The sequence below is a fragment of the Streptomyces peucetius genome (genome assembly GCF_025854275.1).
Taxonomy (GTDB): Bacteria; Actinomycetota; Actinomycetes; order Streptomycetales; family Streptomycetaceae; genus Streptomyces; species Streptomyces peucetius_A.
The window spans coordinates 3,576,141-3,591,747 of the sequence record NZ_CP107567.1; the positions used below are offsets into that span (position 1 = coordinate 3,576,141).

Here is a 15,607-nt window from a genome sequence, read left to right on the forward strand (position 1 = left end):
CAGGCTTCAACCTCGTGTTGGCACGTGTCATGCCCGCCCCGTCACCCGGCGCCGCCCGTGCCGCCCGTATGCCGCTCGCCGTCTACATACTCGGCCTGTCCGTGTTCGCCCTCGGAACCAGCGAGTTCATGCTCTCCGGGCTGCTGCCGCCGATCGCGCGCGACATGGACGTCTCGATCCCCCGGGCGGGGCTGCTGACGTCGGCCTTCGCGGTGGGCATGGTGGTCGGTGCGCCGCTGCTGGCCGTGGCGACGCTACGGCTGCCGCGCAGGACCACGCTGATCTCCCTGATCTCCGTCTTCGGCCTCGGGCAGGTCGCCGGCGCCCTGGCGCCCACGTACGAGGTGCTCTTCGCGTCCCGCGTCATCAGCGCGCTCGCGTGCGCGGGCTTCTGGGCCGTCGGCGCGGCCGTGGCGATCGCGATGGTGCCGGTGAACCAGCGGGCCCGGGCGATGGCGGTGATGATCGGCGGTCTGTCGATCGCGAACGTCCTCGGCGTGCCGGCGGGCGCGTTCCTCGGCGAGCACCTCGGGTGGCGGTCGGCGTTCTGGGCGGTCGGCGCCGCGTCCGCCGTGGCGCTCGTCGGCGTACTGACGCGCATCCCGCACATCCCGCTGCCGGAGCAGAAGCCGCAGCTCAGGAAGGAGCTGACGATCTACCGCGACCGCCAGGTGTGGCTGGCCGTGGCGATCACCGCGCTCGCGGCGGGCGGCGTGTTCTGCCTCTTCACCTACCTCAGTCCCCTGCTCACCGAGGTGGCCGGGCTGGACGCCGGCTGGGTTCCGACGGTGCTGGCGCTGTTCGGGATCGGCGCGCTGGCCGGTTCGACGATCGGCGGCCGGGTCGCCGACGCGCACCTCTTCGGCGTGATGCTCGGCGGCATCGCCGCCTCGACGGTGCTGCTGACGGCGCTCGCCCTGTTCTCCTCGTACGCCGCCGTCGCGGTGGCGCTGTCGTTCCTGCTCGGCTTCTCGTCGTTCTTCACGGCCCCGGCGCTCAACGCCCGGATGTTCAATGTCGCGGGCGCGGCCCCGACCCTCGCGGGCGCGACGACGACCGCGGCCTTCAATCTGGGCAACACGGGCGGTCCGTGGCTCGGCGGCGTGGTCATCGACGCGGACCTCGGCTTCGCGTCGACGGCCTGGGCGGGCGCGGCGATGATGCTGGTCGCGATCGCGCTCGTCGCCGTCGCGATGCGGCTGCACGGCAGGTCCCGGGTGGTGGCGGGAGCGACGGCCGCCGCCCCGGCGGAGTCCTCACTGCGCGCCGAGCGGGTCTGATTCCCCTCGCCGGTCAGAGGGTGGCACCCTTCCGGCGGGCGCGGTGGGCCGCGGCGCTGGCGCGGTTTCCGCAGATCTGCGGACTGCAATAGCGACGGGACTGGTTTCGGGAGACATCCACGAACACCTCTTCGCAGCGGTTGCCGTCGCAGATGTGCAGTCGGCTCATTCCCGTGGTGGTGATGACGCCGAGGAGGCCCATGGCGGCGTTCACGGCGTATTGGTCCACCGGCGGGGCCTGCGGATCGGTGACGTGAAGGTGCCATTCGCCGTCGTGATCGGTGTAGTGCGGCACTGCGTGATGCTCGGCGAGTATGCGGTTGAGCAGGGCGATGGCGGTGGACTCGTCGGGGGCGCCGAAGACCTCCCGAAGGGCCGTCCGCAGGGTGCGCGCCCTCTCGAGGTCCTTGTTGGTGGGCACGCCTTTGATCCGGATGCCGTGAGCAATGAGCAGTTCCGCCAGCGCGGCCGGATCGGGCATCTTTTCTTTCCCGCGGACCACGTTGTAGGTGTTGACGAGATCCTCGGCCCACGTTGCCGGACCTTCTGAGTAACTAGTAAATCTCATCATGGCTCCGTATTATCTGGCGTAATGGATCGTCTCACGATGGAGGGTCGATGGACTCCCAAGAGGCATTACCCGCTCCCGCCGCCGCACCTGAAGGGTATTACCCTCCGGCCGGCTTCAGAGAGGAGTGGCTGCGCGGAGCGCGCATGGCGATACCGCTGGCGATCGCCGTCTTCGGCTTCGCCGTCTCCTTCGGCGTGGTGGCCCGGGCCGCCGACATGGGAATCATGGCGCCCATCGCCATGTCCTTGACCACCTTCGCCGGATCGGCCCAGTTCGCGGCCGCGTCCGTGGTGGGCACGGGCGGGGGCATCGCCGCGGCCATCGTGGCCGCCGTTCTGCTCAACTCCCGTTATCTGCCCATCGGGATCAGCGTCGCCCCGGCGATGAAGGGCAACGCCGTCAAGCGCTTCTTCTCCGCGCAGCTGGTGGTGGACGAGTCCTGGGCCGTGGGGCATCTGGGCGAGGGCCGCTATTCGCACGGCCGGCTGCTGGGCGCGGGCGTGGTCGTCTACTGCGCCTGGGTGGGCGGCACGGCCGTCGGCGTCCTGGGGGCGGAGTATGTCGGGGACCCGCTGCGCTTCGGACTGGACGTGGTGTCGCCCGTCCTCTTCCTGGCCCTGCTCAAGGGGCAGATCAGCGATCGGCGCGCGCTCGTGTGCGCGATCCTCGGGGTCGCGGTCGCGCTGTCGCTGACGCCGGTCGCCTCACCCGGAGTGCCGTTGATCGCGTCCACCGTCGTCTGTCTGCTGGGATTGAGGAAATGATGAGCGGAGTATGGCTGGCGGTGCTCCTCGTGGGTGCCGTGTCGATGGCACTGAAAGCCACCGGGCCGGTGCTGCTGGGCGGGCAGGAACTGCCGGACAGCATGCAGCGCGTGGTGGCCCTGATGGCGCCGACGCTGCTGGCGGCACTGATCGCCACTCAGATCTTCGGCGACGGCCAGGCGTTGACGGTCGATGCCCGCGTGGTGGGTCTGGTCGTGGGCGCCTTCGGGGTCTGGCGGAACTGGCCCACGCTGCTCGTGGTGTTCCTGGGCGCGGGAGCGGCGGCGGTAACCCGCCTGATCGCCGGATGAGAGGAGGCTCAGCCATGGACGCAGACCCGGCCGAGGCCCACATGTGGCCGACGGCGGCACTGTGGGACGCGGGACTCCGGCTCGGGCACCGGCTCGCCCTGCCACCGCTGCCCCTGCGGCCGGCGGCGGTCGGGATGAGGCTCGCCGGTCCGCTGCGCCGGATCCATCACACCGAAGGTGTCGCGTCGATCCTCGACGGCCTGGACGAGGCGCGCGAGGGCGACGTGCTGTTCATCGACAACGGGGGCCGCACGGACGAGGCGTGCGTGGGCGACCTCGTCGCGATCGAGGCACGGCTGGCGGGCGTGGCCGGTCTGGTGGTGTGGGGGTGTCACCGGGACACCGACGAACTGGCCGTCATCAGGCTGCCGGTGTTCAGCCTGGGGCCGTGCCCGTCGTCGCCCACCCTGCGTCAGGACACGGACGCCGTTGTGGAGCAGCCGTTCCCGTTCGAGGCGGGCGACATCGCGGTGGGCGACTTCGACGGTCTGGTCCTCGTACCCGCCGGGATCCACCCCGAGGTCGTGGATGTCGCCCGCGCCATCGTGGAGGCCGAGCAGCGCCAGGCCGAGAAGGCACTGCGCGGAGTGAGTCTGCGCGAGCAGCTGCGCTGGGCGGAGTTCAAGGAACGACGGCGGGAGGACCCGTCGTACACCTTCCGGATGCACATGGCCCGGGTGGGCGGGGCCCTGGAGTAGGAGCCGGGTGCGGTCAGGCGGGGGTGCGCCAGCGCAGCAGGAGGTCGCGGCGCCCCCGCGGACGGCGGACGACGATCTCCCGGCGGGTGTCCCCCGGGGTGCATCGGCAGATCATGCGAGCCTCCTGACAGCGTTGATGTGCGTGCGGGTGAACTCCATCTGGCGGCGGAAGACCGTGACGCGTTCCTCGACGGCCGTCACGCTGTGGCCCCCCTCCATGGCGTGGAACTCGACGGGCAGGCCGCGGGCTTCGAGGCGGTCGGCGTAGGCGCGGGCCTGGTCGATGGGGCAGCGCGCGTCGTTGACGCCGGCGCAGATGAAGACCGGTGCACTGACGGCGTCGGCGTAGGTGGCGGGCGAGGCGTCGCGGTAGATCTCGGGGACTTCCTCCGGTGTGCCGCCGAAGAGAGTGCGGTCGAGTGCCTTGATGTCGTCCATGGCCTGCTCGTGGGCACCGGCGCAGTCGGCGACCGGAGCGCCGGCCAGGCCGACGGTCCAGTCGTCCGGCCGGGTGCCGAGGCCAAGCAGGGTCAGATAGCCGCCCCAGGACCAGCCGGCCAGTACGAGACGGCCGGGGTCGACGATCCGCTGGTCGACTGCCCACTGCCGTACCGCGGTGACGTCCTCGAGTTCGGTGTGGCCGACGCGGCTCCGCAGGGCCTCCGTCCACGCGCGCCCGTAGCCGGTCGAGCCGCGGTAGTTGACGCGTACGACTGCGAATCCCTCGTCCGTCCAGGCCGCGGCCTCGGGATCGAAGGCGTCCCGGTCGTGTTCGTCGGGCCCGCCGTGGAGCAGGAACACCGCGGGGTGCGGCTCGGTACCCGTACGGGGCAGGCTCAGCAGCGCGTGGACGCGGCCGCCGGGGCCGTCGACCCATATGTCGCGGGCGAGCGCGGTCTGCGGCGGACGGCTGGTGGCGGGAAACCGCGGATCGCTGTCGAGGGCCCGGAAGACCGGCGGGTGCGCGGAGTCGGACCACTGGAACCAGACATCGCCACCGGGCCGGGTACGGGCGTGTTCGATGGTGCCGTCGGGGATCTCCAGCCGGGTCAGCTCGCGGGCGGCCAGGTCGTATCTGAAGGCCTGGGAGCGGGCCTGATGGTCGTGGACGACCAGCAGGGAGGTGGCGTCCTGCGACCATTCGACGGACGTCTCCCCGGGCAGACCGAGGTCGAGGGCGACGCTCTCGCCGGTGCGCGGGTCGTGGATGACGGGCTCCCAGCGGTCCTGGCGCGGCTGGAGGACCAGCAGCCGGTTGTCGCCGGGGACCGGGGAGAAGCCGACGGCCTCGCCCTCGAGGTCGGCGACGGCGTCGCCGTCCGTGGTGAGGACGCGCACGCCCGGCTCCCACAGGTCGCCGCGCTCGCTGTGCGCGATGACGGCAAGCGTGAGGTCGCGGGACAGGTCGACGGCGTACGCGGGTTCCTCGTGCCGGTAGAGGCGGCGGGACGCGCCGCCGGGCAGCACGAGGGAGACATCGGTGCCGTGCTCGGTGGAGTGGCCGAGCAGGTTGTGTCCGCGCAGGCCGAGGGCGAGTCCCGCGGGCCAGTACGGCTTCAGATCACGTACGGCGGGCTCGTCGGGGCCTCCGCCGAACGGCTGCCGCATCCACTGGCCGCGTTCGTCGCCTTCGGTGTCGGCGAACCACCACACGGCCTCACCGGACGCCTCGACGGCGCAGTGCTGGGCGCCGGAGGGGCGATGGGTGACCTGCCGCAGCGTGCCGGCCGTGCGGTCCCAGCAGTAGACCTGGGCGTTGCCGGAGCGGTCGCTGACGAACACGCAGCGCTCCGGGGAGCTCTTGGCCCAGGCGGGGAGCGTGTGGCGGGAGGCCCGGAAGCGCTGTTCCCACAGCGGTGTGTCCACGGCGTCCATGTCAGTGGCAACCGCAACTGGCCGCGGTCACGCGGTTCATCCGGCGGCGGGGGGCCGCGCCGGCGGCCGCCGTACCCGCTCCCGCCAAGGGCGCGGTACCGCCGAGGGCGGTCAGCGAGCTGGTGGCGCAGTCGAGGACGATCTGGAACTCGTTGAGCGGCAGTGAGCCGAGCAGCAGATGGACGGAGGCCGCGGTCCTGCCCGTGGCTGCGGCGTTGGACTCGGAGTTGAAGGGCAGCTGGGGTGCGGCCGGGTTGATGCCGAACTCGAGTCCGGTGACTTCGGCGTGGCCCCGGTCGGCGGCGAAGAGTTCCGTCAGTGCGGCGGCCGCGGCAGCGGATCCCGCCTCGGTCGCCTTCATGTCGGTCACCGCTCCGTCCTCGACGGTGAGCACGAGCGGGTAGTGGGAGAGTCCGGAGAGCTTCTCGAACAGCTCCTGACACCGGGCCGTGCCCGTGGCGCGGGTGCGTACGACGGACCAGCCCTTCACGGCGACCTGTCCGGTGACGGTGGTGCCGACGCTCGTGAGGTCCAGCCTCTGCAGGCCGGTGGGTGCGCTCTGGACGGCGCCGGGCACGAAGCTACCGCTGTCCGTCCGGGACCACGCCGGCGCGGCGGAGGTCATCTTGGCCACGGAGTCGGTCAGAGCCTCTTCGAGGACCAGGCCGCCGGCCGCCGCCACGGCGTCGCGGAGCGTGGCGCCGGTCGTGGCAAGGGCGTTGGGATCGGCCTTCTCCAGCGACCCGAGCAGACTGCCCAGTTGGTCGAGGGCAAGAGGGCCGGTACCGGCGCGGAGAGCGGCGACGGTACGGTGCGGACCCACCTCGGTCCCGGGAGCCGTCAGCAGCCCGTCGTCATGGGCCACGACGAGGATGTCGCTGTCCTCCGGAACGCCGGAGCGCAGTACGCCGGTGAGGGACTGACCCGCCTCGGCCGTGACTGTGTCGCATACTTCGTGGCGGCTCGAGGGCTCGATCCGGAAAGAGCCGGAAAACCGCTCTTCCAGGACGAGCACGAATCGGTTCCGGCCTGCCGGGTACTGGCGATAGGCCTCAGGACGGACGATAATCACTGTGACACTCCCAGATCGTTGTGCCGGTGTGTCAGCGAGGCGGGCCGAGCTATCACCTCGGCCCGCCTCGCTTACGGCACACCCGGCGCGATGCTTCTCGGGCACTTCGCGCGTGGCGGCCTGCTACCCGGCTCAGCCGAGCAGGGTGCCGAGGTAGTTGCTGTTCTTGCGAACCTTGATGGTCTTCTTCACGGCGAACACCCCCCAACTGATTCTCGGTCCGACAGGCAGGCGGGGCGGGCCTTCAACAGCCGGCCCGGACCCGGCTCAGCCCAGCAGCGTGCCCAGGTAGTTGCTGTTCTTGCGAACCTTGATGGTCTTCTTCACGGCGAACACCCCCCAACTGATTCTCGGTCCGACAGGCAGGCGGGGCGGGCCTTCAACAGCCGGCCCGGACCCGGCTCAGCCCAGCAGCGTGCCCAGGTAGTTGCTGTTCTTGCGAACCTTGATGGTCTTCTTCACGGCGAACACCCCCCAACTGATTCTCGGTCCGACAGGCAGGCGGGGCGGGCCTTCAACAGCCGGCCCGGACCCGGCTCAGCCCAGCAGCGTTCCCAGGTAGTTGCTGTTCTTGCGAACCTTGATGGTCTTCTTCACGGCGAACACCTCCTTTCCATGATGGATTTCGCGCTCGTGCGATTCGCTCAGGGCCGTCAGGCAACAGCGGCCATGCGAACGCTGGGAGCGCCGCCTTTGTCGCCCAGTACCACGTCACCGCTTTCGGTGTACACGGTGGTGTCGGGCGAGATGATGTCGAGGTGGTACTGGGTGAAGGGGGTCAGACCCAATCCCCAGTGGAGGCAGCCTCGTTCGCCGCCGTACACCTCGTTCATGGCATGGTTGCCCGGAAGAATGTCCAGGCTGGTGTTGAGGGCATGTCCGATCTCCCAGACCAGCGCATAGCGCGAATCGATCTCGAACATCGCCTCGAAGACCTTGGCGACCTCGGCGCCTTCCTTTCGGAAGGGGCGCAGCGAGGTGATCGTTCCCTTGGTGACATCACAGACCACTGCCTCGTGTTCGAGGCCGGCGAGTTTGCCGGAAAGGCGCGCCTGGTCCTTGCGGATGAACGACGGTGTGCCGCTGTGCAGGATGGGGAATCCGCGGAACGCGATGCTTCCTTCGAGGGGAAGGTGCAGCTTCTCGTCGAATTCGACGATCTGCATCGGCAGCACGCTGATCTCCCCGGAGGGAACGATCTGCTGCTCTCCCCAATCGAGCGGGCCGGCCTGCTGGTTCCAGATCAGACCGTCGGCAAGGTGGTCGAGCACGGCGCGCGTGCCGTGCCGTTCGTCGACGTAGATCAGGTGATCAGTGGTCTCGGCGAGCTCGAAGAAGCGGTCGCTGAACTCGCCCTGCTCCTTCGCGGAAGTATTTTCGATGACACCGATGAAATGCCGGATGATTTCCAGATCGGCGGGCGTCGAGTTGCAAGCCATCCCCATCAGCTTGCGATTCGGACCGAGGGCCTCTTCCGAGGGCGACTCAAAGAATCGGTACGGTGAGATGACCAAGGAGTGCGACCGCTGAGGAATCGTTCCGTCAGCGAGCATGGCCTCGAAGTCGTCACCCTTGCTGATGAAGATCGTCCGGTATTCCGCGTACGGGGCTTCCTTGACGACCTCGAGCTCGTTCTCGAGCTCACGGTTCGTGATCAGACAGAAGATGCTGCCTTCCGCCGGCCCGAACTGACTGTATCGAGCAGGGTTAATCTTGATCGCCGTCATAACCAGCCTGTCCTCTCATCGGTCATTAGCCGCTCGACCCAGGCCATAGCCAACATCACCAAGTCGGGGCGCGCAACAACGCCTGGAACTACGGCCGGAATTGAAGGAGGTTTAAAACGCGAGAACCTGGAACCGGAAGGAAAAGGTCCGCAGCCGCACCGCGACCATCACGCAATTTCACTCGACCAAGATCTGTCAAGTACGCATCTTTCACATTGACGAAACAGGCGGAACGGCGAAGTTTCCAGCCATGATCCTGCCCCGCACATCGGGCGTACGCCCGAGATCCATCACAAATCGGCCGCACCGGCGGAGATCTAAGCGGGCCGGCCCTTCGGCCTGCGCAGCCCCGCGGCCGTCAGCCGGCGCACCAGCTCCTTCGCGCCGACCTCCACCGCACCCGCCGCCACGGCGTCCGCGTAGCGGTGGGAAGGGACGTCGTAGTGGTCGCGCTCGAAGGCGCGCGGCGGACAGCCGATGCGTGCGGCGAAGGTGTGGAGCTCCTCGAACGACACGTCACTGACCAGGTGTGACCACATGCGCCCATGGCCCGGCCAGGTCGGCGGGTCGATGTAGAGCGTCACCGCAACCCGCCTATGGGGGCCACCACCACGCCCGCCTTGGAGCAGACCCAGTGCGGGTCCGGACCGAGCTCCGGTTCGACCTCGAGGGCGTGCGGGTCGCCCGCGTCGCAGACCGGGCAGAGCGGCCAGCGGCCGTGCCGCTCCAGCAGCGCGTCCTGGACGTCCTGGGCGACGAGACCGGCGACGTACTCCACGCCCTCCGGCCATTGCTGGACCCACCAGCGCCGGTGCGTGATGGAGTCCTCGACCATGGAGACGACCGTGGCCTCGGCGACGTCGCGGGCGGCCAGATCGGCGAGGACCAGGGCACGGGCCGCGTGCAGCGCCTGCTCCAGTGGGTTCGAGTCGTCCATGCACCCATTGTCTCCGGGTCTTGACTGCACCCGAAACGCGAAAATACCTTTCAAGGGTGACCAATCCAGTGAAGGAAATTTTCATGGGCGACGCTCCCGCTCCTGCCGCCCTCGCGGCCAAGGTGCGCACGCTCTCGCCGTCCATGACCCGCTCCATGCAGCGGGTCGCCGAAGCCGTCGCCGACGACCCGGCCGGCTGCGCGGCCCTCACGGTCACCGGTCTCGCCGAGCTCACCGGCACCAGCGAGGCCACCGTGGTCCGTACGGCCCGGCTGCTCGGCTACCCCGGCTACCGCGACCTGCGCCTCGCGCTCGCCGGTCTCGCCGCGCACCAGGAGTCCGGGCGGGCCCCCGCCATCACCACCGACATCGCCGTCGACGACCCCATCGCGGACGTGGTCGCCAAGCTCGCCTACGACGAGCAGCAGACGCTCGCCGACACCGCCGCCGGCCTCGACACCGTCCAGCTCGGCGCGGCCGTGTCCGCCGCGGCGACGGCCCGCCGCATCGACATCTACGGCGTGGGCGCCTCCTCCCTCGTCGGCATGGACCTCGCGCAGAAGCTGCTCCGCATCGGCCTGATCGCCCACGCGCACGCGGACCCGCACCTCGCGATCACCAACGCCGTGCAGCTTCGCTCCGGCGACGTAGCCATCGCGATCACGCACTCGGGCTCCACGGGGGACGTGATCGAGCCGCTGCGGGTCGCCTTCGACCGGGGCGCGACGACGATCGCGATCACCGGCCGCCCGGACGGTCCGGTGTCGCAGTACGCCGACCACGTCCTGACCACCTCGACCGCCCGCGAGAGCGAGCTGCGGCCGGCCGCGATGTCGTCCCGGACGAGCCAGCTCCTCGTCGTCGACTGCCTGTTCATAGGCGTGGCCCAGCGTACCTACGAGTCGGCGGCCCCTGCCCTCGCCGCGTCGTACGAGGCTCTCGCGCACCGCCACAACCCCCGCACCCGCTGAACCAGTCCCGCACGTACCGAGAAAGCCGAGCCGCCCTTCATGACCTCCACGTACGGTGAACTCCGCGCCCAGTTGGCCAGTTTGACCACCGAGGCGTTCCGGCCCGAGCTCGCCGACATCGACCGGCTGCCGACACTCGAGATTGCCCGCATCATGAACGGCGAGGACGAGTCCGTTCCGGCCGCCGTCGCCGCGCAACTGCCGGCCATCGCCGCCGCGATCGACGCCACCGCCGAGCGCATGGCCGGCGGCGGCCGGCTGGTCTACGCGGGGGCCGGCACGGCGGGCCGGCTCGGCGTCCTGGACGCCAGCGAGTGCCCGCCCACCTTCAACACCGACCCGTCGGAGATCGTCGGCCTGATCGCGGGCGGCCCGACCGCCATGCTCAGGGCCGTGGAGGGCGCGGAGGACAGCAAGGAGCTGGCCGCCGCGGACCTGGACGGCCTGAAGCTGACCGCGGACGACACGGTGGTCGGCATCTCCGCGTCCGGCCGCACGCCGTACGCGGTCGGCGCGGTGGAACACGCCCGCGGCCTGGGCGCGCTCACCATCGGCCTGTCCTGCAACGCGGACAGCGCGCTCGCCGCCGCCGCGGACCACGGGATCGAGGTCGTCACCGGCCCCGAACTCCTCACCGGCTCCACCCGGTTGAAGGCGGGCACGGCACAGAAGCTGGTGCTCAACATGATCTCGACGATCACGATGATCCGCCTCGGCAAGACCTACGGAAACCTGATGGTCGACGTCCGCGCCTCCAACGACAAGCTCCACGCCAGGTCCCGCCGGATCGTGGCACTGGCGACGGGCGCGTCGGACGAGGAGATCGAGTCGGCGCTGGAGGCGACGGACGGCGAGGTGAAGACCGCGATCCTGGTCATCCTCGGCGGCGTCGACGCCCCGACGGCATCCACTCTCCTGTCCCGGGCCAACGGCAATCTCCGCGCCGCACTGGAGGATGGCCAGGCCGCGCCCACCCGCGCCCCGGAGCCCGGCGGGCCCGCTCTTCCCTGAAGGGCGCCGAAGCGGCAGGGTGCAGTCGTGATCGCTTCCTTCTCACGTGATGACATGCAGGGCTCGCTGACGATCGCCGTGGAGCAGGTGGACGATCCCGCCGCGATCGGCAAGCACCCCTCGGCCCGCGGTTTCCCGAGCTGTACGGCCGTTGTGGATTTCCCCGGGCAGGGCTACCGGGCCCTCTTCGGCTGGGTCCAGCTGGTGCGTTCGACGGACAACTCCTTGGCCGGGGCCGGCTTCGACATGGATCCGTTCTACCTCTTCGAGGATGCGCCGTCGCCGTACGCGTTCTTCGGGATCAAGCCCACGTTGTTCGACGCGCCCTCCCGCGACGGGCGGGATCCTCTCGGCTGGACCGCCCACAGCTTCCTCGCATGGACACCGATGGACGACACCCAACGGCGGGTGCTGCCGCTGGTCGGCTTCTCCTGGGGGTTCGACATCGACTCGGAGGGTCACATCATGCTGCAGCCCGTGCAGGCGCTGGCGCCTGGGGACTGGGACGCTCACCTGCCCTTCCTCGGCGCCTCATGTCCGGGCTGGATTTTCGACGCGTGGCAGCCCGGAGCCGTGACGGACCGCCCGTTCCCTGCGCCGTCCCCTTGAGCGCGGGGCGACCCGGCCTCGCGTGGAGGCACCGCACCGCAAGTTCACCAAATTCTTTTTGCAAAAACCCTTTGGCAAACCCGGCCGGCCCTTCTACGCTCGCCCCGTGCCCGACAAGATCCGCTCTCCCCAGCCCTCCGGCTACAGCAGCCGCGACCTCGACCCCGGCAAGGACGCCGCCGCCCTCAAGGCGCTGACGCACCCCCTGCGCATCCGCATGCTGGGCATGCTCCGCATGGAAGGCCCGGCCACCGCCAGCGAACTGGCCGCCAGGACGGGCGAGTCGTCCGCGTCGACCAGCTACCACCTGCGGGTACTGGCCAAGTACGCGTTCATCGAGGAGGCCGCGCACCGCGACGGCCGCGAACGGCGCTGGCAGGCGGTGCACGAGGTCACCAGCTGGAGCAACGCCGCGATGACCGGCTCCGTCGAGGCCCGGGCGTTCGTCGACGTCTCGCGCCGCGCCCAGCTCGACCACCTGGAACGGTCCCTCGTCCGCCACCAGGAGGACCTGGCGGCCGGCCGCCTCGGTGACGAATGGCTGGAGCCCTCCGGCTTCACCGACCTGGTGGCACGGCTGACCCCCGAGGCCGTCACGGAGCTGTGGGAGACCTTCAACCGCGCCGTGGCCGAGCTCGCCGCCCGCGACGAGGGCGACCCGCGCGCCGAGCAGGTCGTGCTCTTCGCCGCCGGCCTCGCGGTCCACGTGGAGAGCCGCGCGGGAAAACAGACGGGAAACCAGGCGGAGGACCGGGCGGGAAACCAGACGCACGCGCAGGCGGAGGACCGGGCGGAGGACCGCTCGTGAACCGGCCGCTGGACCCGCGTGCGGCCCGCCGCCGCTTCGTCGCCGTCACGTTCCTCTTCTGGCTGCCCGTCGGGCTCTACATCCCGTCCCAGGTGCTGCTGCTGACCGAACGCGGTATGAGCCTCGCCGTCGTCGCCGGGCTCTTCGCCGTCCACTCGGTGACCGTGTCCGTCCTGGAGCTGCCGACCGGCGGCCTGTCCGACGTCGTCGGCCGCCGCGCCGTGCTGGCCGCCGCGGGCCTGCTCAACCTCTCCGCGCTGACCGTGATGGCGCTCGGCACCACCGTCTGGGCCCTGGCCGTCGCCATGTTCCTGATGGGCTCCGGCCGCGCGCTGTCCAGCGGCCCGGCGGAGGCCTGGTACGTCGACACCGTCCAGGCCCACTCCGGTCCCGGCGCCGAACTGCGCACCGGCCTGGCCCGCGGCAACACCGCGTCCGCCGCCGCGCTCGCCGCGGGCACGCTCCTCGGCGGCGCCCTGCCGCTCCTGCTGGGCCTCGGCACGGACCCCGGCGCCCGGCTGGCCGACGCCACCGGCGGCCTCGTACTGCCGCTGTCGGTCCCCGGCCTGCTCGGCGCGGCCGTCGGCGTCGGCTATGTCGCGTACGTGCTGACCGCCCTGCCCGAGCCGCCCCGGCCGCCCGCCACGCTGCGCGGGGTGCTGCGCGGTGTCCCGGCGACGATGCTGGGCGGGCTGCGGCTCGGCGTCACCGAGCCGCTGGTCCGCCGGGTCCTGCTGACGGCGGCCGCCGCCGGCGCGGCGCTCGCCACCGTCGAGCTCCTCACCCCGGGCCGGGCCGCCCGGCTCACCGGCGCACCGGAGTCCGGCGCCGTGCTGTACGCCTCCCTCGCCTGCGCCGGTTTCCTGTGCACGGCGGTCGGCAGCCACTGCGCGCCGCCGGCGGCCCGGCTGACGGGCAGCGGCGAACACGCGGTGCTGGCCGCCCTCGGCGTGAGCACAACGGGGCTCGCGCTGCTCGGCGTGACGGCCGCCTGGGACGGCGGCACCGCCCCGCTGGTCCTTGCCGCCGTCGGCTACGGCCTGGTCTACCTCGGCCTGGGCGCCGCCGGCCCGAACGAGAACGACCTGCTGCACCGCCGCGTCGACAGCACGGTCCGCGCGACGGCCCTGTCGGTGAAGTCGCTCGCCCTCCAGTCGGTCGCCGCGCTGACCGGCCTCGTCGCCGGCTCCCTCCCGATCGGCCCGCTGCCGTGGCTGGTGGGTGCCACCGCCCTGCTGCTGGGCGCGCTCCTGTGGATCCGCCGGGCGAAGCCGGTCCCGGCTGCCGCTCCGGCCGTGTCCGGGCTCACCGCGACAGAGTCGGTGCCCGGGCGTTGAATGGGAAGCATGGTTCTCCAGCGACCTGTGGGCCACCGCCGACGCAGGGCTCCCGGGGCGGTGCTCCTGGCCTCCCTCCTCGTGGCGACCGGCGCCACCGCGGCAGGCGCGGCGGAACCCCCGCCGCCGCCCCCGCCCCAGCTGACCGACAAGCAGGTCGACGACGCGGTGGCCAAGCTCGACGGCATCGTCCGCGACGGCATGAAGAGGACGGGCGTACCGGGCGTCGCCGTCGCCGTCGTCCACAAGGACCGGGTCGTGCACATCGAGGGGTTCGGGGAGCGGGAGACCGGCAAGGCCGGTGCCGTGTCACCGGACACGGTGTTCCAACTGGCCTCCCTGTCCAAGCCGCTGGCCTCGACCGTGGTCGCCGGCGCCGTGGGCGACAAGGCGATCGCCTGGGACGACCCCGTGGCGAAGCACGTCCCGCACTTCGCGCTGAAGGACCCGTGGGTGACGGAGCACGTCACCGTCGCCGACCTCTTCTCGCACCGCAGCGGCCTGCCCGACCACGGCGGTGACCTGCTGGAGGACCTCGGTTACGACCGCGACTACATCCTGTCCCACCTGCGCCACCTGCCCCTGGCCCCGTTCCGCGCCTCGTACGCGTACACCAACTTCGGTCTCACCGCGGCCGGTGTGGCCGTGGCCGAGGCGAGCAACACCGACTGGGAGAAGCTGGCGGAGGACACGCTGTACTCGCCGGCCGGCATGAACTCCACCAGCTCCCGTTTCGACGACTACGAGAAGGCGCGCAACAAGGCGGTCACGCACGTCAAGGAGGGCGACACCTGGAAGGCCAGGTACGTACGGGACGCCGACGCCCAGTCCCCCGCGGGCGGTGTCAGCTCCACCGCCGAGGACATGGCCACCTGGATGCGCCTGCAACTCGCCAACGGCAAGCTCGGCGACGACCGGATCATCCCCGCCGGCCCGCTCACCCGCACCCACGAGCCCGCCGCCGTCGCCCAGCCCCCCGCCGCCCCGACGGACCGCACCGGCTTCTACGGCCTCGGCTGGAACGTCGGCTACGACGATCAGGGCCGGCTCCGCCTCAGCCACTCCGGCGCGTTCGGCCTCGGCGCCAACACCAACGTCACCCTGCTGCCCGCCGAACAGCTCGGCATCGTGGTCCTCACCAACGGTGAACCGGTGGGCCTCGCGGACTCCGTCGCATTCAACTTCTACGACACGGCCCAGTACGGGAAGCCGACCGGCGACTGGCTCGCCAGGATCGGCCAGGTCTACCAGCAGGAGGAGCAGGAGGCCCGCTCCCCCACCGACTACGGCAGGCCGCCGCCCGACGCCGCCGACGCACAGCCCGACAACACGTACACGGGCACGTACCGCAACGACTACTACGGCACCCTCAGGGTCACCGCCTCGAACGGCGAGCTGACCATGGAACTCGGCCCGAAACCCCTGCGGTTCCCCCTCGCCCACTACGACGGCAACACCTTCAGCTTCATGACAGTGGGCGAGAACGCGGTCGGCCGCTCCGGGGTCATGTTCACCGTCGACTCGGACGCCAAGGCGTCGAAGGTCCGCGTCGAGAGCCTCGACAAGAACGGCCTCGGCACCTTCACCCGCCAGTAGGGCGGCCCGAGCATCGGCGCCTTCACTCGGGTCGTCCGGA

Annotated in this window: 16 protein-coding genes; 10 read left to right on the forward strand and 6 right to left on the reverse strand. The window is 70.8% G+C overall.

Going from position 1 to position 15,607, the window contains the following annotated elements:
* The first annotated feature begins 68 nt into the window (after positions 1-68).
* Entirely contained in the window at positions 69-1,280 is a 1,212-nt protein-coding gene (locus OGH68_RS16260) for a Cmx/CmrA family chloramphenicol efflux MFS transporter (protein ID WP_264250118.1), read from the forward strand.
* Positions 1,281-1,293: 13 nt separating this feature from the next.
* Here OGH68_RS16260 and OGH68_RS16265 read toward each other — a convergent pair whose 3' ends face one another.
* Positions 1,294-1,851, reverse strand: coding sequence for a CGNR zinc finger domain-containing protein (locus OGH68_RS16265; RefSeq protein ID WP_319020213.1), 558 nt, complete (start codon positions 1,849-1,851; stop codon positions 1,294-1,296).
* 143 nt (positions 1,852-1,994) lie between these two features.
* Between OGH68_RS16265 and OGH68_RS16270 the strand changes: the two genes are divergently transcribed.
* From OGH68_RS16270 to OGH68_RS16280, 3 genes are read left to right on the forward strand one after another with little or no spacing between them, the layout of a single operon-like run.
* Complete coding sequence (locus tag OGH68_RS16270) at positions 1,995-2,615, forward strand: AzlC family ABC transporter permease (protein WP_264244724.1); 621 nt, start codon at positions 1,995-1,997, stop codon at positions 2,613-2,615.
* Positions 2,612-2,926, forward strand: coding sequence for an AzlD domain-containing protein (locus OGH68_RS16275; protein WP_264244726.1), 315 nt, complete (start codon positions 2,612-2,614; stop codon positions 2,924-2,926). Before OGH68_RS16270 ends, OGH68_RS16275 begins: the two co-directional genes overlap by 4 nt.
* A gap of 14 nt (positions 2,927-2,940) precedes the next feature.
* Positions 2,941-3,624, forward strand: a complete 684-nt coding sequence (locus OGH68_RS16280; RefSeq protein ID WP_264244728.1) for an RraA family protein — start codon at positions 2,941-2,943, stop codon at positions 3,622-3,624.
* 111 nt (positions 3,625-3,735) lie between these two features.
* Here the strand turns inward: OGH68_RS16280 and OGH68_RS16285 are convergent, their stop codons facing one another.
* The 5 genes from OGH68_RS16285 to OGH68_RS16305 all read right to left on the reverse strand — a co-directional run bounded on the left by OGH68_RS16285 (position 3,736) and on the right by OGH68_RS16305 (position 9,235).
* A complete protein-coding gene (locus OGH68_RS16285; protein ID WP_264244730.1) occupies positions 3,736-5,499 on the reverse strand; it encodes a prolyl oligopeptidase family serine peptidase in 1,764 nt (587 codons plus the stop codon).
* Between the two features lies 1 nt (position 5,500).
* Positions 5,501-6,514: a hypothetical protein gene (locus OGH68_RS16290; protein ID WP_264244732.1), complete on the reverse strand. Its 1,014-nt coding sequence runs from the start codon at positions 6,512-6,514 to the stop codon at positions 5,501-5,503.
* A gap of 710 nt (positions 6,515-7,224) precedes the next feature.
* The gene (locus OGH68_RS16295) at positions 7,225-8,298 is read right to left on the reverse strand and encodes a hypothetical protein (protein ID WP_264244734.1); all 1,074 of its coding nucleotides are present in this window, start codon (positions 8,296-8,298) and stop codon (positions 7,225-7,227) included.
* Positions 8,299-8,615: 317 nt separating this feature from the next.
* On the reverse strand, positions 8,616-8,882 hold the full coding sequence (locus OGH68_RS16300; RefSeq protein WP_264244736.1) for a DUF4031 domain-containing protein: 267 nt from the start codon (positions 8,880-8,882) through the stop codon (positions 8,616-8,618).
* Entirely contained in the window at positions 8,879-9,235 is a 357-nt protein-coding gene (locus OGH68_RS16305) for a hypothetical protein (RefSeq protein WP_264244737.1), read from the reverse strand. Before OGH68_RS16305 ends, OGH68_RS16300 begins: the two co-directional genes overlap by 4 nt.
* A 56-nt stretch (positions 9,236-9,291) precedes the next feature.
* Between OGH68_RS16305 and OGH68_RS16310 the strand changes: the two genes are divergently transcribed.
* The 6 genes from OGH68_RS16310 to OGH68_RS16335 all read left to right on the forward strand — a co-directional run bounded on the left by OGH68_RS16310 (position 9,292) and on the right by OGH68_RS16335 (position 15,567).
* On the forward strand, positions 9,292-10,206 hold the full coding sequence (locus OGH68_RS16310) for a MurR/RpiR family transcriptional regulator (protein WP_264244738.1): 915 nt from the start codon (positions 9,292-9,294) through the stop codon (positions 10,204-10,206).
* Between the two features lie 39 nt (positions 10,207-10,245).
* Positions 10,246-11,217 carry an N-acetylmuramic acid 6-phosphate etherase gene (gene murQ / locus OGH68_RS16315; RefSeq protein WP_264244739.1) on the forward strand — a complete coding sequence of 324 codons (972 nt, stop codon included), beginning with the start codon at positions 10,246-10,248 and terminating at the stop codon, positions 11,215-11,217.
* 27 nt (positions 11,218-11,244) lie between these two features.
* Positions 11,245-11,826, forward strand: coding sequence for a hypothetical protein (locus OGH68_RS16320; protein ID WP_264244741.1), 582 nt, complete (start codon positions 11,245-11,247; stop codon positions 11,824-11,826).
* 106 nt (positions 11,827-11,932) lie between these two features.
* A complete protein-coding gene (locus tag OGH68_RS16325; protein WP_264244743.1) occupies positions 11,933-12,634 on the forward strand; it encodes an ArsR/SmtB family transcription factor in 702 nt (233 codons plus the stop codon).
* A complete protein-coding gene (locus OGH68_RS16330; protein WP_264244744.1) occupies positions 12,631-13,971 on the forward strand; it encodes an MFS transporter in 1,341 nt (446 codons plus the stop codon). Before OGH68_RS16325 ends, OGH68_RS16330 begins: the two co-directional genes overlap by 4 nt.
* A 9-nt stretch (positions 13,972-13,980) precedes the next feature.
* Positions 13,981-15,567, forward strand: coding sequence for a serine hydrolase (locus OGH68_RS16335; protein WP_264244746.1), 1,587 nt, complete (start codon positions 13,981-13,983; stop codon positions 15,565-15,567).
* Positions 15,568-15,607 lie beyond the last annotated feature (40 nt).